General features: G+C 64.8%; 16 protein-coding genes. 4 read left to right on the top strand and 12 right to left on the bottom strand.

Annotation, left to right across the window (positions count from 1 at the left end):
- Positions 1–16 precede the first annotated feature (16 nt).
- Together moaB and QX124_RS08060 are read right to left on the bottom strand one after the other, a co-directional pair.
- Positions 17–580 (bottom strand): molybdenum cofactor biosynthesis protein B, encoded by a 564-nt coding sequence (gene moaB, locus QX124_RS08065; protein ID WP_315739947.1) that lies wholly within the window; start codon positions 578–580, stop codon positions 17–19.
- A 9-nt stretch (positions 581–589) separates the two neighbouring features.
- Entirely contained in the window at positions 590–1,510 is a 921-nt protein-coding gene (locus QX124_RS08060; RefSeq protein WP_315739946.1) for a neutral zinc metallopeptidase, read from the bottom strand.
- A 385-nt stretch (positions 1,511–1,895) separates the two neighbouring features.
- Here QX124_RS08060 and QX124_RS08055 point away from each other — a divergent pair, with 385 nt between their 5' ends.
- Positions 1,896–3,029, top strand: coding sequence for a site-specific DNA-methyltransferase (locus QX124_RS08055; protein WP_315776165.1), 1,134 nt, complete (start codon positions 1,896–1,898; stop codon positions 3,027–3,029).
- 3 nt (positions 3,030–3,032) lie between these two features.
- Here QX124_RS08055 and QX124_RS08050 read toward each other — a convergent pair whose 3' ends face one another.
- The 8 genes from QX124_RS08050 to QX124_RS08015 form a co-directional block, all read right to left on the bottom strand.
- Positions 3,033–4,049 carry a hypothetical protein gene (locus tag QX124_RS08050; RefSeq protein WP_315782134.1) on the bottom strand — a complete coding sequence of 339 codons (1,017 nt, stop codon included), beginning with the start codon at positions 4,047–4,049 and terminating at the stop codon, positions 3,033–3,035.
- Between the two features lie 433 nt (positions 4,050–4,482).
- Positions 4,483–7,017, bottom strand: a complete 2,535-nt coding sequence (locus QX124_RS08045; RefSeq protein ID WP_315796857.1) for an HWE histidine kinase domain-containing protein — start codon at positions 7,015–7,017, stop codon at positions 4,483–4,485.
- A complete protein-coding gene (locus QX124_RS08040; RefSeq protein ID WP_315796856.1) occupies positions 7,014–7,607 on the bottom strand; it encodes a biliverdin-producing heme oxygenase in 594 nt (197 codons plus the stop codon). The genes QX124_RS08045 and QX124_RS08040 overlap by 4 nt, the downstream gene beginning before the upstream one ends.
- A 162-nt stretch (positions 7,608–7,769) precedes the next feature.
- Positions 7,770–8,390, bottom strand: coding sequence for a glutathione S-transferase family protein (locus tag QX124_RS08035; RefSeq protein WP_315796855.1), 621 nt, complete (start codon positions 8,388–8,390; stop codon positions 7,770–7,772).
- 1,184 nt (positions 8,391–9,574) lie between these two features.
- A complete protein-coding gene (locus tag QX124_RS08030; RefSeq protein WP_315796854.1) occupies positions 9,575–10,387 on the bottom strand; it encodes an SDR family oxidoreductase in 813 nt (270 codons plus the stop codon).
- A gap of 327 nt (positions 10,388–10,714) precedes the next feature.
- Entirely contained in the window at positions 10,715–11,152 is a 438-nt protein-coding gene (locus QX124_RS08025; RefSeq protein WP_315738323.1) for an HIT family protein, read from the bottom strand.
- Positions 11,153–11,344: 192 nt separating this feature from the next.
- Complete coding sequence (locus tag QX124_RS08020; RefSeq protein ID WP_315796853.1) at positions 11,345–11,710, bottom strand: hypothetical protein; 366 nt, start codon at positions 11,708–11,710, stop codon at positions 11,345–11,347.
- Between the two features lie 511 nt (positions 11,711–12,221).
- Complete coding sequence (locus QX124_RS08015) at positions 12,222–12,401, bottom strand: hypothetical protein (RefSeq protein WP_315738324.1); 180 nt, start codon at positions 12,399–12,401, stop codon at positions 12,222–12,224.
- Between QX124_RS08015 and QX124_RS31840 the strand changes: the two genes are divergently transcribed.
- Entirely contained in the window at positions 12,318–12,632 is a 315-nt protein-coding gene (locus QX124_RS31840; protein ID WP_409997676.1) for a helix-turn-helix domain-containing protein, read from the top strand. The two genes, QX124_RS08015 and QX124_RS31840, sit on opposite strands and share 84 nt — an antisense overlap.
- 137 nt (positions 12,633–12,769) lie before the next feature.
- On the opposite strand, the gene QX124_RS08010 is transcribed toward QX124_RS31840, so the two are convergent.
- On the bottom strand, positions 12,770–13,195 hold the full coding sequence (locus QX124_RS08010; protein WP_315796852.1) for a nuclear transport factor 2 family protein: 426 nt from the start codon (positions 13,193–13,195) through the stop codon (positions 12,770–12,772).
- A gap of 34 nt (positions 13,196–13,229) precedes the next feature.
- Positions 13,230–13,655, bottom strand: coding sequence for a nuclear transport factor 2 family protein (locus QX124_RS08005; protein WP_315796851.1), 426 nt, complete (start codon positions 13,653–13,655; stop codon positions 13,230–13,232).
- 96 nt (positions 13,656–13,751) lie between these two features.
- Between QX124_RS08005 and QX124_RS08000 the strand changes: the two genes are divergently transcribed.
- Positions 13,752–14,684, top strand: a complete 933-nt coding sequence (locus tag QX124_RS08000; protein ID WP_315796850.1) for a LysR family transcriptional regulator — start codon at positions 13,752–13,754, stop codon at positions 14,682–14,684.
- Between the two features lie 434 nt (positions 14,685–15,118).
- A complete protein-coding gene (locus tag QX124_RS07995) occupies positions 15,119–15,388 on the top strand; it encodes a DUF2798 domain-containing protein (protein ID WP_315796924.1) in 270 nt (89 codons plus the stop codon).
- Positions 15,389–15,892: the final 504 nt, after the last annotated feature.

Here is a 15,892-nt window from a genome sequence, read left to right as displayed (position 1 = left end):
TCGTCGTGCCGGGGTCCTACGCCGTCGCGCCCTGCGCCTTGGGCCGGCGCAGATGCTCGTCGAGCCGCGGCATGATCTCGACGAAGTTGCAGGGCCGCGTGCGGTAGTCGAGCTGGGCGGCGAGGATGCCGTCCCAGCCGTCGCGGCAGGCGCCCGGTGATCCCGGCAGGCAGAAGATGTAGGTCGCGCCGGCGACGCCGGCCGTGGCCCGGCTCTGGATCGTCGACGTCCCGATCTTGGCGTGGCTCAGCATGTGGAAAGCAATCGAGAAGCCGTCCATGCGCTTCTCGAACAGCGGCTCGATCGCTTCCGGCGTGACGTCGCGGCCGGTGAAGCCGGTGCCGCCGGTGGTGATGACGACGTCGACGCCGGGATCGGCGATCCACGACTTCACCACCGCGCGGATCTTCTCGACGTCGTCGGTGACGATCTCGCGCGCCGCGAGCCTATGGCCGGCAGCGGTCAGGCGGTCACTCAGGGTGGTACCGGACTTGTCGTCGGCAAGCGAACGCGTGTCGGACACCGTCAGCACGGCGATGTTGAGGGGAATGAAGCTCTTGCTCTCGTCGATCGCCATCATCGCGTCTCCCTACAGCGAACTGGCGCTGAACGTATTGCAGGCCTGCACCGTGCCCTGCTGGTAGCCGATCATGAACCAGCGCTTGCGCTGCGCGGCGGAGCCATGGGTGAACGAATCCGGCACCACGCGTCCGGTCGCCTTCCGCTGCAAAGTGTCGTCGCCGATCGCCGAGGCCGTCGTCAACGCGGCGTCGATGTCGCCCTCCTCGAGGAAGCCCGGACGCTTCTTGGCCTCACGATTGACCCAGACCCCGGACAGGCAGTCGGCCTGCAGCTCGACCTTGACCTGCAGCGCGTTGGCTTCGGCCTTGTTGTCCGACTGCTGCTGCATCCGCGTCACGCGCGGCAGGATGCCGAGCAGGTTCTGGATGTGGTGCCCGGCCTCGTGCGCAATGATGTAGGCCGCGGTGAACTTGCAGGCGCTGCCCGAGCAGCCCCGAAAGCGCGTCTCGACCTCGCGGAAGAAGTTGGTGTCGAGGAAGATCTGCCGGTCCGGCGGACAGTAGAACGGTCCCATCGCAGACTGCGCCATGCCGCAGCGGCCGCCATTGGTGCTGTTGCGAAACAGCACGATCTTGGGCCCGGTATAATTCTGGCCGCTGGCCTGGAAGATCTCGCTCCAGCGGTCGTCGATCTCGCCGAGCACGCCGGAGATCATGTCGCCCATCTCGTCCTTGGGTGCGCCCGTCCGGCCCGGCGAGCGCCGGTCCGCCTGCTGGGTCGGCGCGCCGCCATGGCTCAGCATCTCGGCGCCGCCGATCAGGATGCGCGGATCGATGCCGAAGGCATAGCCGATCAGGCCGAGCACGATGATGGTGCCGATGCCCAGGCCGCCGCCGCCGATCGGCAGACCCATACCACCGCCCATCCCGCCGCCTTCGTCGCGACGGTCGTCGATGTCGTCGCTGCGACGGAAATCATCGTAACGCATGGGCGGCCTTTCCTCACGATTCTTGCGCGGCTCTGCACGAAATGCCTAACGCGGCAGACAGGTAAAATTTCCACTGTGTTAATCAATAACCCGGCCGGCAAATTTTGCCTAGCGCAGCCAAAAAAAACCGGCCCGCGCCGAACCTCGATCGGCTGCGCTCGCGCGCGACCGGCGCGAAAAACCCATCGCAATCGGCGTCTTGCGCAGAGACCATCGTGCATCGACGAACGGAATTCGTCGCTGGTGCGCGTGATGAAAGCGTGCGCATCGATGCGAATAATTTTCCGGGTTAAGTCCATTTTTACTTTGCCGGGTCAATGTGTGGGCAGTCGGTTGTTAGGTCCCGCGTCGCCGACAGCGTCGCCTGAGTCAGAGTTCTTGAGTCATGGTAGAGTCGCGTCGCGGGGCGTCTGCAAGGGCGCCCCGCACTAAATTTCAGACCCTCGAAGAGCAACGAATCATCGTCGGCGACTGCGTCGCCGAGATGTCGAAACTGCCAGGCGCATCGGTCGACCTGGTGTTTGCAGATCCTCCCTACAATCTGCAGCTCAAGGGCGAGCTCAAGCGTCCCGACGAATCGCAGGTCGATGCGGTCGACGACGATTGGGACAAGTTCTCCTCGTTCTCCGCCTATGACGACTTCACGCGCGCCTGGCTGCTCGCCGCGCGCCGCCTGATGAAGCCGAGCGCAACGATCTGGGTGATCGGCTCCTATCACAACATCTTCCGCGTCGGCGCGATCATGCAGGATCTCGGCTTCTGGATCCTCAACGACATCGTCTGGCGCAAGTCCAACCCGATGCCGAACTTCCGCGGCCGCCGCTTCACCAACGCGCACGAGACCATGATCTGGGCCGCGCGGGACGAGAAGGCGAAGGGCTACACGTTCAACTACGAAGTGCTGAAGGCCGCCAACGAGGACGTCCAGGCGCGCTCGGACTGGCTCATTCCGCTGTGCACGGGCGAGGAACGGCTGAAGGATGGCGATGGCAAGAAAATTCATCCGACGCAGAAGCCGGAAGGCCTGCTGGCGCGGGTGCTGCTATCATCCTCGAAACCCGGCGATCTGGTGATCGATCCGTTCAACGGCACCGGCACGACCGGAGCCGTGGCAAAACGCCTCGGCCGCCGCTACATCGGCTTCGAGCGCGACAAGGTCTATGCGAAGGCAGCAGAGCAGCGCATCGCCGCGGTCGAGCCGCTGCCGGAGGCAACGCTGGCACCGTTCATGACGGCGCGCGAAGCGCCGCGCGTCGCCTTCTCGGAGCTGATCGAGCGCGGCATGATCGCGCCCGGCACCAAGCTCGTCGACTCCAAGCGCCGCCACGGCGCGCTGGTGCGCGCCGATGGGGCCATCATGCTGGGTGACAAGGTCGGTTCGATCCACCGCATCGGCGCGGTGGCGCAAGGTCTGCCGGCCTGTAACGGCTGGACCTTCTGGCACGTCGAGACCAAGGGCGGCCTCAGGCTGATCGACGAGTTGCGCGCCGAGATCCGCTCCGAGATGTCCGCCGCCTGACGCTCACGAATTCCGGCGCTCCTGTCCGGAATAGCGCGCCAGCAGGTCTTCGACCTCGTACTGCTCGTCGTAGCGAACGTCGTCGCGCGGCACGACCGAGACCTGCGCGGTGGACTGCGACGATTTACCCCTGCGTCCCGCCAGGGCCGGATAGTAGCTGTCCACCGGCGGCAGGTGCATGCGATCGAGCTCGGGCTCCGCCGGCCAACGCGTGACGCGCCGGGCGGCCACCGGCTCGATGCGAAGCTGCCGCCTGCCCCGGGCGCGCGCAAACAGCACGCTAATCGAGAAGCCCGCAATCGCGACTGCGCCGAGGAACGCAAACATCCGCGTCCTGGACGCATCATCCCCGGACATGCCGATCGTCACGGCCGGCGAGGCATCCGCAGCGGCCAGCGCCGGCGTCGCGGGAGCAGCCGCTTCCGCGGCGCTCGTGTCACTGGCGGCCGCGAGCGTGTAGGAGGACGCGCGGGGCGCGGCGGGCTCCACCGCTGCCGGCCGCGTGCCGGACTGGTCGGGCCAACGCGTCGCAACAGCAGATTCGTTCACGGCCGCACCGACCGGGTCGGGCGCCGCCGGCGCTGACGCGACGGGCGCTGGCGCGGCCGGAAATGCGGCAACCGACGGAAACGCAGACGTCGCCGGCACAGACGGCGCGGCGGTCGGTGTCGAGGACACGACCTTCACCTCATCGGCGGCGTCCTTGGACGACGATTGGATCTCGGCACGTGCATTGGCCGCGGTCGACGAGAGCTGAGCACGTTCCTTCTGCGAGGCGAGCTTGCGCGTGACGAGCGACGCGCCCTTCGCCTCGCGATCGTCGTCGCGCAGATACCAGCACTGCTTCTTCGTCGCGCGATCGATGCGATAGAACCAGTGCTTCCCCGCCGGCGTTCCCGCAGGCTTTGCAAGGCATTCGTCAGCAGCCGATGCCGGTGTAAACTCGATTGTCGCCGCAGCCACTCCCGCCAGCACGGCGACAGCAACGCGCGGCAACAAACTCGTCGTTCGATTCGTCATCACACCTCCGACGATTCAACGCGCCCCCGCTGCGCCGTTTCGGCGATGACTTCGTTCGGAATAAGGCTGCGGAGGTTCCATTTGTCGAAACAATGTTAGAACAGCGGTGTCCTTTGGATGCGTTCCAATATTTTTGGGCTGTTTTGTCGCAGCAACAGTGGGAATTCGCGTTGATACGACGACGACACGCGTGCTGCGCCATTCGAGACAACACGCGGATGTGAGAAAACCCAAGACTGAAATCCTGAATGCCAATCACCGCAAGGCGTAGTCCAGACATTGATGCGCGGGCGCCTCACTTGATCTAAGTCAATGACTCTCGACGGTCCCACGCGTGTACGACGGCGTCGGACAAACTCGCCGCGTCATCGACGTACACTCGCCATGGCCGTTGCGAACATGACGCGCACATCGACCACACGCCGCGCCCCGCTCACTTCATCATCTTCGTCAACGCCTTCTCGACCAGCTCGCGCGTGTACGGCTTCTGAATGATCGGCGCGTCGGACAGCTCGGGCGGAAACGGCGCGCGCTCGCCATAGCCGGTGGCGAACATGAAAGGCACGCCGAGCTCCTTCAGCCGGTGCCCGACCGGCAGGCTGCTCTCCGCGCCGAGGTTGATGTCGAGCAGCGCGAAGCCCGGCACCGCGCGCTCGATCGCCTTCAGCGCCTGACCGACCGAAGCCGCCGTGTCGACTTGCCGCGCACCGAGCTCGAGCAGAATCACTTCGGCGCCCATCGCGATGATCAAATTGTCCTCGACGATCAGCGCGGCGCCTGAGAGACGCGGCGTCGGCTCCTGCTTCTGCTCGGGATATGGGATCGCGCCGGTCGGCGCCGGAACCAGCTGGACGAAATTGGCGGGAATCATGAAGCGGGCCTGAACGCCGAGCAGATCGAAGCGAATCTCGGCGTCGCCCTTGAGATCGAATGGCACCGACCGCTCGATGATGGTGGTGCCGAAGCCGCGGCGCGTCGGCGGCTGCACCGGAGGTCCGCCGCTCTCCTTCCAGTCGATGACGAGGCTTGCGCCGGGATCCAGTCGCCACGCCACCTGAACCTGCCCGGTGGAGTCGGCCAGCGCGCCGTATTTCGCCGAGTTCGTCATCATCTCATGCACGACGAGCGCGAGCGTCCCGAACGCCTTGGGGTCGAGCGCGACGTCCGGCCCTTCCATCCGCACCCGCGCAGCCCGCGAGCCGAGATAGGCGCCCGCCTCCGACTCCAAGAGCGCGCGCAGCGCGACCGGCGCCCAGTTGAGATTGGTGATCTGGTCGTGGGCACGCGCCGGAGCCTGGATGCGGCCGCCGAGCAGCGCGGCGAAGTCCTCGACCGAGGTCGAGGTCTCCTTGCTCTGCGCGACCAGGCCGCGCACGAGACTGAGGATGTTGCGAACGCGGTGATTGAGCTCGGCGATCATGAGCTCCTGCCGCTCCTGGGCGCCGCGGCGCTCGCGCGCGGCGAGCTCCGACAGTTGCAGGATCACCTCCAGCAGGGTGATGCGCAGGCTCTCGGCGATGCGCAGATCCGCCGCTGACCATGGCTTCGACTGGCCGGCCACCGTCTGCTGCCACAGCTCGAAGCTCTTGCGTGGCGTGAGGCGCGGCCCGAGCGGGCCTTCGGCGTAGGTCTTGTTGGGATCGCCCGCCCAGTTGACCGAGCGCAGCACTTCGCGCCGGAAGAAGATCAGGCAGTCGCGCGGCGTGCGCGAGATCGGAACGGCGAGGAAGCCGGCGGCGCGATCGCGGAATGCCTCGCCCGCCGCGTACACCTTGGCAATCTCGGCGCTGGCGCAGATGCGGCCGGGGGAGGTCCGGTTGATGAAGCCGATGAGGTCCTGCACCTCCTCTTCGGTCGGCGTCTCGCCGTCGAGCGTGATCTCGTCGTCGGACCACACGGCGATGCCGTCGCACTCGATCATCTGCCGGTAGTCGGCGACGAAGTCGAGGATCGCTCGCTTGCTGTGGGCGTGCAGAGCCGCACGCTCGATCAGACGCTCCTGGATCTGATGCGCGCGCGTCTCATAGGCGACGTCGGTCTCGCGCTCACGCGCCTCGAGCAGCCAGGAGTACATCTGGCCGAACAGCTCGGCCGCGGTGCGCTTCTCGAACGACAGGTGATGCGGCGCATAGTGATGGCAGGCGAACAGGCCCCAGAGCTTGCCTTCGCGCAGGATCGAGACCGACATCGACGCGCCGACGCCCATGTTGCGGAGATATTCGATGTGGATCGGCGAGACCGCGCGCAGCACGCTCATCGACAGGTCGAGCAGGCCGGCATTGTGCGACGGCGTCGACAGCAGCCGCGCCGGCGCGGCGTCGATGTCGGCGATGATCCGCAGCCAGTTGCGCTGATAGAGCTGCCGCGCCTGCCTGGGAATGTCCGAGGCCGGGTAATGCAGCCCGAGGAACGGCTCCAGGCCGGAGCCCGCGGCCTCGGCAATCACTTCGCCCGAGCCGTCCGGATGAAAGCGATACACCATCACCCGATCGAATCCGGTCAGCAGCCTGAGCTGGCGCGCCGCCTCCTGCGCGAGGTCCATCATCCCCGTCGTCTTGCGGATGCGGCCGAGCATCAGCCGGACCAATTCGCCGGAATTGACGCCGGGCTCGATCAGGCTCGGCTCGGCCTCGACGACGAGATACGCACCGGAAAAATGGATGGCGAGGTCGAACAGCCGGCCCCGGCCCTGAAGATCGACGCCGAACACACGCTCGACCGCGTCCGGACCGCTGAGATAGTCGACCCGGGCACGGATCGCCGTCACGGCGGCTTCCGAGAGCACGGCGTCGAGCGGCCGCTGCAGCAGCCAACCGATGTCGCCGCCGAGAAAGTCCGGCGCGTTCTCCGAAGCCATGCAGATGGTGAAGTCCGACACCAGCGCCAGCAGGAAGCCAAACGGCTGGACGCTCCCGGGAACATGGATCGGCTCGCGATCGCAATTGGTGAGGTTGACCGGCTCGTTCATGCTGCTGCCATTGCCTTCGCAAACATCGCGAACGCTGCGCGCGCACTCACGATCATCCTGACTTCCTCGTCGGCTGTCGTCCGCTCCTGTGCGAGTTGTGACAGGAAGCTGCGCCACAAGCCCTGCCGCACGCCATGGCCGAGATAGCGCGTCGCGCGTCTCACCCGCGGATCGGCGGAGGCCGCGACCATGCGCAGCAGATAGACTGCGCCGAGCCGCGATCCTTCCAGCACGTAGAGCGTGCCGAATACGCCCGCACGGTCGAGCGAGGGGGCGGGAAGGTCCATCGGAACCGGCACGGCACCGAAATCCGCGAGATCGCCGGCGATCGCCTGCGATCGTCGGCGCTGCGGCCAGTCCTCGATCAGATCATCCACCCCGGCCTGATCGAGCGCCGCCTCCAACGGCAGCAGCGCGGCCGCGCTGGCCTGCAGGAACCGGCGGTAATGAGCCGTCGTGGTGAGATCGAAATGCGCGAGCCCTTCATCCAGCGCGCGGTGCGCCGAGGCCGTTGCCGCCTTCAGTCTCTCGCGGATGCCCTCGGTGCCGGTCGCGCGCAAACGGTCATCTGAAGCGGCAGCCGGCAACATCAAGGGGTCCCAGAAAAGGAGATCGGTCGCAGGCGCGCCACGGCCTCCTGCAACGTCGATGGCCGGAGCTGGGTTCCGGCTTCGCGCGGCTATTTTTTCCGCTCTCCCGATGCGCCGTGCTGGCGGGCGGCTGTTCCGACGCCATGGCCTCGAGGATGGCCGTCAGCCCGCCAGCTCGGCCAGCGCCTTCTTGACGGCCGGCCGCCCGGACATGCGGCCGAAATGGGCGGCGACCTTCGGGAAGGCGTTGATGTCGACGCCGTCGCCTTCGAGCCATTGCGCGATCGTGAACAGATAGGGATCGCAGATCGTGTACTGCTCGCCCATCACCCACGGGCCGCGCAGCATCTTCTGCTCGATCAGCGCGAAGCAGGCGCTCATCGTCTCCGGCACCTTCTTCTTCATGTCGGCGAAGGAGGCCTCTTCGGCGGCCCAGCGATAGCCCCGCATCTTGTGCGCGTGGGCGATGTGGACCGTCGAGCAGAGATAGCTGTTGAACGACTGCACCTCGGCAAAGGCGAAGACGTCGTCGAGCGGCGCAAGCCGCGACTCGGGAAAGCGCTGCGCGATATAGGCGAGCATCGCCGGCGTCTCGGTCAGACCCCCCTGCTCCGTCACCAGCGCCGGAACGCGCCCCTTGGGATTGATCGCGAGATAGTCCGGGCTGTTCTGCTGGTTGGTCTTGAAGCTGAGCTTCTCTGCGACGTAGTCGGCGCCGGTCTCGGCCAGCGCGATATGTGAAGCGAGCGCGCAGGTGCCCGGCGCGACATAGAGCTTGAGCATGGTGATCCCTGACGGATGATATCCGACCCTATCTTGCACCCAACCAGACCGTCCACCCCTGGCCGCCCGCGTGCGCCGTCATGGGCGATCTGCATTCTGCGGGCCGCGTGCTCGACCCGCGCGGATCCGGACACGACCCATGCCGATCGATGACGACGCGACGACAGACATCCCGATGCAGGACATCCCGATGAAGGACATGAGCTCACCCTCTCGCGGCGCGCAGCGCCCGAGGTGTTGCCGAGAAGGACCCTCGCAACGAGGAGGGCGCAGGGAATGCCGGGTGCTGGCCGCAACCCATGGCCCGCCTGCAGAAAGATAAGCAGGCGGCAGTCACCACAGGTCCAGCCGGTCATCCGGCATTCCCTGCGCGATGGGCTTACGTCTTATACGTGATCTCCCTGGTGCGCCGGGCTTTCTGGCCACCATCCCCGCGCGAAGCGAAGCCTCAACGCGAGTTGACATCAGCATCGGGATGCCAGGACCACACGATTTCAACGTCCGCGAAAGGCCCCGCACGCGCGCCACGCCGGCAAGCCGCCGCAGCCCTGCACGAGGCCGGTCGACGTCGCTCGTCCTGACGACGCCGTCGCAGCCACCGCATCCCGCCCCGCGTGTCGTGACGACGCGTACGCCCCTCCTGCCGGGACGGAACGGGCGGATATAGCCATTGATTTGGGGTCGGAGTCAAGACAAATTCCGAAAAACGGAAGACGCGTCCTGGAACGGAACGGAGCGACGGATCGGAATGACGTGCAATGTCGGCGCATGCTGCGCCGTCGATGCGATCAGCGCCGACCGGTATGCAGCCGTCTCGTCGGGGCAGCGCGCCACGACAAGTTTCATGCAGCGTCACCGTAATACTCAACGAAATACTGGAATCCGCCGCCCGGCGCGCTACTGCCACCGACAAAGCGTGGGGCGTGACTTCGCTTTAGTTTCGCGGCATGCTGTCGATTAGCTCGCGGGATGGGTGGAGCAACGCGAAACCCATCAATTGGTCTACGAGACAACAATGGTATCGCTTCGCTCCAACCAGCCCACGCGCTGGCGCGGTTTGTCCTATCTGGTGACGCAGCGGAAGTCTTTAAGCCTGACCTCATACGCTCGCGGAAGGCGTCACCATATTCATGTTCATCCTCCGACGGATTGCCTCGCGGCCGATCGCCGGTATGACGATGAACTCACACCGGGTGCTTCCGCTCGAGTTTCCCAACAATGCGCTCGCCAAGTCTACGCACAATCGATGGTACGAGCCGCAAGCCGAGGACGGCCAGCCGGGCGCGGCCACCCGGAACGATGAAATACCGGTCGCGCCGGATTCCCCGCAATGTGTCCGCAACCACGATTTCCAAGGGAGTTCTCGGGATGGTCAGCGTATGTCGCCGGTTCTCCGGTGTCCGATAGGAATCAAGCTCCGCCACCATAGGCGTCTCGAACTCCGCTGGGCAGACGAGGTGAACCTTGATACCTTGGCGCAGCAGTTCGTAGTGCAGGCATTCGGTGAAGCCGACCAAGGCGTGTTTCGCAGATCCATAGGCGGTGAAACCGAAGGTTCCGGTCAGACCAGCGATCGATGCTATGTTGATCAACCGCCCGCCAGCGGCGCGTAGATGGGGTAAAGCAGCCCTGGTGACATTTACCGGACCAAAGAAATTGGTTTGCATCACGGCCTGGAAGTCATTGTCGGTGAGGGTCTCGAACCGCCCCTCGCGCATCACACCTGCATTGTTGAACAGCATGTCGATCCCTCCACGGCGCCGAGCAACCTCCTCGATAGCCTGAGACGTTGCAATCGGATCGCCAACATCGACGGACTGAACCTCGATATCGGCGCCGGCGTGTCGCCGACGAAGTTCATGAACCGCGAGATCCAGATTATCGGTTCGCCGCGACAGGAGCGTCAGCCGAGCACCTTGGGGGGTAAGCGCGTTCGCTATCGCAAAGCCTAGGCCCGTCGCCCCCCCGGTGATGACAATGCTACGTGAATGGAACATATGAGAGTCCTAAGCCAGAATCCACTTCGGGAAGCCGGGAGAAAGGACGAGCCCCAGCTTCGCCCAATCGCGCGGTCGAGTGCTGCCCACTGACCGCCGTTGCCTCAGAAACACCTATTTTCATTTTGCCGACCTTGCTGAGCTTCCTAGGTGCAGTTGCTGAGCAGGACTTCGTACAAACTCCGCCGGCGGTTGAAGCCTCCGGTGATACCCCCGCAGGGCGACGGCGCGTTCGCCGCAAGGCATGGCTACATCGTTTTCGTGCAGTCACATCGGAGCTTTTCCGATTGCTATTTGAGCGGCAGCAGACCGCATGCCGGGCTGCGGTCAATCAAGCGCAGTGGCGATGCGGTCGGCGAGGGCGAGCAGGGTTTCTGGTTTACCCATCGGCGCCTGCCCGTGGCCCTTCATCGGAACGTCCGCCCAGCGAGGTATGATATGGAAATGCAGGTGGAAGACGGTCTGACCGCTGGCCGCGCCGTTCAACTGAACGATCAGGAAACCCTCGGGTGCCAGCGCCTTGACCACTGCCCGGGCGGTGCGTCGGGTGGCTGCGACCAGCCGAACGAGCACGTCCGGCTCCACGTCCAGCAGGGTGCGGGAGGTCGAGGTCTTCGAGATCACCAGTACGTGCCCTTCGGACTGGGGAAAGGCGTCCATGAACGCGAGGACGTGATCGTCCTCCCAGACCTTGGCGGCGGGGACTTCGCCGCGAAGGATTCGGCCAAAGATGTTGTCGGGGTCGTAGGGGGCGGCGAGGGTCATCTGGTGCTCCGGAGTATGGGCGAGGCTAGAAACCGCGGTGCGGTGGGGTGTTTTGGGTGACGGCGCAGTGCTTCCCTAGTTTTGGCGGCCCGGGCTCCATCGGCTGAGGACGTGCGGTCCCCGGCACGGCGGCTCAATCGCTGAGGGGTCTCGTGTGCCGGGCGCGGCGCCCGTGACATGGACTGTCGTCTCTTAGTCCGGCTGAGGCTGACCGGGCGCCTGTTGCAAGTGGGCTATATCGCGTAGCCCGCTTGAACTCCTCGTGTGACAGGCCTTCAGATTCGGCTGTTCGGGTGATCGTTGAAAGCTACCAGCCATCGCGAGGAAGGTGATCGCGTGCTGACGGCGATCACGCTGACGCCCGGTGGCCAGCTCAGCCGCGCGAATTCTGCAAGAACCAAGCAAACAGGTGAATACATTGGCGCTGCGATGGCAGGGGTCGGCGTAAACAGACGCCCGCACTTCGGGCGACGCAACCATGCGGCGGCATTTCCAGATGCCGCCCACCGGAAGAAGCCGCCACAACTCAATATTCGCAATCAAGAAAGCGTTCGACATGATTTCCCCAAACAAATCTTTCCGCTATGGACGCCGGGTACAAGAGCTTGCGCGCCAAGGTCGCTGGATGCCGTCGGCGTGACCTTCTCGAAGCATAGACGTGTGGAGGAATGGCCGCTTGCCAGAATCGGCTACCAATTTCGACGAGAGAGCTTTGTTGTGCCTCTGGCCTCAACGAATGATGTTCATCGGGCGTCTGGGTACGCTGCCGCTGCACCGGCATCCAATATCGGTCTGCCTGGTGGCGCTTCAGGCCCCTCTGCGGATCGGCACCACAATGGCCGGGGAGAGCCTGGCCTGCCTTACCGCCATCGTCCCCGCAGGCTTGGCGCATACCCTTGATCTAAGCGGGGCGCCGGTCGCCGTGATATACAACGACCCTGACGATCCTTACTATCGGCGCCTCTCGCCCCGTCAGAGATGTGGCCTAAGCTCACTGGACCCTGACATCGAAAGTTCGCTTATCGTCGCTGTGCGGAATCTCTACGCGCTGCATCAGACAGGTGATAAGCTACGCTTCGACGATTTCGATTTCGCTGCTGAACAGGCATTGGGAATCGAACCGCGCCCACCACGGTTCGATGCGCGGGTTGAACGTGTCGTAGCTATCATAAGGGCTGACATCGCCCGCAATCACTCGATCCAGGAACTGGCCCGGCGAGTCGACCTTTCCCCTGGTCGCCTGCAGCATCTGTTCGTCCAAGAGATTGGGGTGCCACTTAGGACGTTTAGGATTTGGATTCGTTTCCGGCACGCTGTGGAGCGTGTGGGAAATGGCGATTCTATCACGTCGGCGGCGCTCGATGCAGGCTTTTCGAGCTCCAGCCATTTCAGCCACGCCTTCAAGGCAACCTTTGGCGCTACTGCCGCCAGCGTGCTCAAGGACGCTCCGTCTAGGGTCCGGATTCAGTTGATCGAATAACTACGATGGCCGCGATGGGCGCCGGAAACTGACGGTTCTTCCCTCTTGCTGCCACAGGTCATCCTCGAAATGCCTGTCGCGGAAATTATCTGCGTCTCACTTGAGGGGTGCAGTCCAGAGATGTCACCGTAATTGTCTCATGACGTCGTCGGCGGCGGACCGAGTGCGGTCTCGATCAGCAGCGTGTCGCAATATTCGATCCATTCCAGGATACGGCCGTTCTCCAGGCGAAGGACGTTGCAATAGCTGTTGTTGTAGATCTTGCCGTCGCTCGTCGTATTGCGGCCACGCGCCTCGACCACGACGCGGTCATCCTCGGCCGTCAGCCGGATCGGGATGGTGGTGATGCGGCCGAGCCGCGCCCGCAGCGGCGCGAACAACTCGGCGAGAACGGTCGCCTTGCCGTCATAGCTGCGCGACCAGGATCCGCTGCCCATGATGACGAAGCGGAAATCATCCGCGAGACGATCGAGTAGCGGCTGCGGATTGCTCTTCGCCAGCTCGTCGAACACATGCTGCACGATCCGCCTGTTGTCATGACCCGTGGCTTCTGCGGCGCTCATCGGCAAACCCTCCTTGAATTCAGGCATCGTCGCATCAACCCGTCTGCCTGAGCGCAGCCGGAAACGGTCCCAGCACCGCTTCCGTCAGCGCCGAGTCGCAGTATTCACGGATCTCGACGATGCGCCCCTCGTGCAGCCGATAGATCAGGCAGTAGTCGTTGTTGTAGGGCCGTCCGGATCTGGTGCGCATCTCGCCCTTGGCCTCGACCACGACGAGGTCGTCATCCGCGATGAAGCGCAGCGGAATGGCGCGGCGTCCCTCCGCCAGCAGGCTGTTGAGATGGCCATGGAGATTGCGCAGCAGCGCCTCCTTGCTTCTGATCGTCTGCGACCACGAATATTGTCCCGTGATCACCATCGTGACGTCGTCGGCGATGGCCGCGACATAGGCCGCGCGGTCGCCGGCGGCGGCCTTGGCGAGCAGCTCTTGCATCAATCGCTTGTTGGCGCTGGCGGTCATGACATCTGTCTCCCGATCTCCTCTGCGACAGGGCGAAGCATGACGGGTGGCGGCGCATTCTTCCAATCGATATCGGATATGATATCAATTCGGCCCATGAATTTGGCCGCGCTCGACCTCAATCTGCTGGTGGCGCTCGACGCACTGCTCCGCGAGAGCAGCGTCAGCCGGGCTGCGCTGCGGATCGGACTGTCCCAGCCGGCCACCAGCCACGCCCTGCAGCGGCTGCGCGACCTGCTCGGCGATCCCCTGCTGGTACGCACCGGCGCGCGGATGGAGCTGACCCCGCGCGCCCTTGCGCTGCAGGCTCCGCTCGCCCAGGCGCTGGATCAGGTGCGCGGCCTGTTCACGCCCGACGCGTTCGACGCTGCACGGAGCGAACGCCAATTTCGCCTGATGATGCCTGATCTCGCGGTCGAGCTGCTGATGCCGTCGTTGATGGCCAAGGTGACGCGCGCCGCGCCCAACCTCCGCATCGACGTTGTGCCTTGGCGAGGCCCTGCGATCTTCCACGCCGAGTTCGCCCGCACCATCGACATGGTGATCTCGATCGGCAACGCCTTCAAGGGCTTCCATCGCCAGTTGCTCTACACCGACAGCGATGCGCTGGCGGTGCGGCGCGGTCACCCGGTCGGCAGGCGACTGAGCCGGCGAGACGGCTTCCTGGCCGCCCGGCATGTCGCGGTGGTGCTGCGCGGCCAAAGCGAGGACCTGATCGACGGCTGGCTGCGCAGCAAGGGCTGGGAGCGGCGGATCGCGCTGGTCGTGCCGAGCTACATCGAGGCGCTGCATGTCGCCGCGCGCACCGATCTCGTCGCCTTCGTGCCGCGCCGCCTGATCGCGGCGCTGGCGCAGGCCTTGTCACTGTCAACCGTCGCGCCGCCGCTCGATCCCGGCGTCGACGAACAATACATGTTCTATCCGACCAGGGCGCAGGTCGAGCCGGGATCGATCTGGCTGCGCACGCTGATGCTGGAAACCGGCCGCGAGCTCGGCGGCGCGCCAGGACGTCCGACGAAACCGACGTGAGCGGACGCCGGCGGGCGCCCGCGCGTTCTCCTCCGTCAGGCCGCCAACAGAAAAATGCGTTAATACAGTCGAGGTCGCGCAGGGTAGGCAAAGCAGCCGCCCGGCAGGGCGGCAGCGTGCCCACCGCGGTGCTGCGTACTCCGAGTCAGATGGTGGGCACGGCGCGCGATCGAGCGCAGTCTGCGGTGAATACGGTGATGCGCGCCTTTGCCCACCCTACCCTCCAAACCGGCTAGCGCAGCAGCGGCATGAATTCCGGCTCGTTCAGATTTTTGGCTGGCGTCCGCCTTGTTGTCAGGCTATCAGACGCCCGCTGCGCGGATGCGCACCGTAAGCGTCTCACGTCAGGCAACGCATTCAACGGATCGGCTCGATCCGGAGGAATGCAGGATGCGTTGCCCGTGATCGACCGATCGAATTCCGGAACTGCCATCATGAATCCATCTGGTGAACGGCGCGCGCGCAGAAAACTGCCCGCGCGCTATGCGGCTGTCGTCATGCCACTGACACTCTCGGTGCTGATGACGTTCGTCGTGTCGGCGATCGCCACGCTGAAGAGTCTTGGACCGACACAGGCGTTCATCGAGACCTGGCCCGCAGCGTGGGCCATCTCCTGGCTGGTCGCGTTCCCCACGCTGCTCGCTGTCCTGCCGCTGGTGCGGCGGATCGTGGCGCTGGTGGTGGAGACGCCCAAACCGAATTGACCGGAGCAAGCGGGGCCGCCGAACTGCGGCCCCGTTTTACTCCCCGCCCCCACGCAAGGACGAACTGATCGCAAGCCTCGGCATGATGTGCCGCGAGAACGCGAGCACGTGTCTCGGTCTCTGTTGCTCAGGCAAGCCGCTGTTTGGGCCGTGAATCCGACTCATCCACCGCTGTCGTCCCGGACAAGCCGCGGCGCGCACCAGCGCGGCGCGGCGCCGATCCGGGACCCATACTCCGCGGCCGTCGTGATGGGCAGAATGCCAATGACCGGTGTGCCTCAAACCACTCCCTGTGGGTATGGGTCCCGGCTTTCGCCGGGACGACAATGGAGCATATTGATATGCGCGGCCGTAGGGTGGGCAAAGCGGTCGCCGAAGGCGGCAGCGTGCCCACCGTCTCGCTGCGCACTCGCAGCCTCGATGGTGGGCACGGCGCGGGTAACATCTCGCTGAACTCATCAGCAGCGTGGCGCGCCTTTGCCCACCCTACAAACTACACGCTCA

It is taken from the genome of Bradyrhizobium sp. SZCCHNRI3043 (assembly GCF_032377735.1).
Classification (GTDB): domain Bacteria; phylum Pseudomonadota; class Alphaproteobacteria; order Rhizobiales; family Xanthobacteraceae; genus Bradyrhizobium.
This window is presented reverse-complemented; position numbering and strand designations above follow the sequence as displayed.

Bases quoted from the DNA above. Each gene is read 5' to 3' on its own strand.
- QX124_RS08005 (WP_315796851.1), bottom strand. From the start codon at position 13,655: ATGACCGCCAGCGCCAACAAGCGATTGATGCAAGAGCTGCTCGCCAAG.
- QX124_RS08015 (WP_315738324.1), bottom strand. From the start codon at position 12,401: ATGCTGCAGGCGACCAGGGGAAAGGTCGACTCGCCGGGCCAGTTCCTG.
- QX124_RS08010 (WP_315796852.1), bottom strand. From the start codon at position 13,195: ATGAGCGCCGCAGAAGCCACGGGTCATGACAACAGGCGGATCGTGCAG.
- QX124_RS08045 (WP_315796857.1), bottom strand. From the start codon at position 7,017: ATGAACGAGCCGGTCAACCTCACCAATTGCGATCGCGAGCCGATCCAT.
- QX124_RS08060 (WP_315739946.1), bottom strand. From the start codon at position 1,510: ATGCGTTACGATGATTTCCGTCGCAGCGACGACATCGACGACCGTCGC.
- QX124_RS07995 (WP_315796924.1), top strand. From the start codon at position 15,119: ATGAATCCATCTGGTGAACGGCGCGCGCGCAGAAAACTGCCCGCGCGC.
- QX124_RS08050 (WP_315782134.1), bottom strand. From the start codon at position 4,049: ATGACGAATCGAACGACGAGTTTGTTGCCGCGCGTTGCTGTCGCCGTG.
- QX124_RS08055 (WP_315776165.1), top strand. From the start codon at position 1,896: ATGGTAGAGTCGCGTCGCGGGGCGTCTGCAAGGGCGCCCCGCACTAAA.
- QX124_RS08040 (WP_315796856.1), bottom strand. From the start codon at position 7,607: ATGTTGCCGGCTGCCGCTTCAGATGACCGTTTGCGCGCGACCGGCACC.
- QX124_RS08020 (WP_315796853.1), bottom strand. From the start codon at position 11,710: ATGTCGAACGCTTTCTTGATTGCGAATATTGAGTTGTGGCGGCTTCTT.
- moaB (WP_315739947.1), bottom strand. From the start codon at position 580: ATGATGGCGATCGACGAGAGCAAGAGCTTCATTCCCCTCAACATCGCC.
- QX124_RS08000 (WP_315796850.1), top strand. From the start codon at position 13,752: ATGAATTTGGCCGCGCTCGACCTCAATCTGCTGGTGGCGCTCGACGCA.
- QX124_RS08030 (WP_315796854.1), bottom strand. From the start codon at position 10,387: ATGTTCCATTCACGTAGCATTGTCATCACCGGGGGGGCGACGGGCCTA.
- QX124_RS08025 (WP_315738323.1), bottom strand. From the start codon at position 11,152: ATGACCCTCGCCGCCCCCTACGACCCCGACAACATCTTTGGCCGAATC.
- QX124_RS08035 (WP_315796855.1), bottom strand. From the start codon at position 8,390: ATGCTCAAGCTCTATGTCGCGCCGGGCACCTGCGCGCTCGCTTCACAT.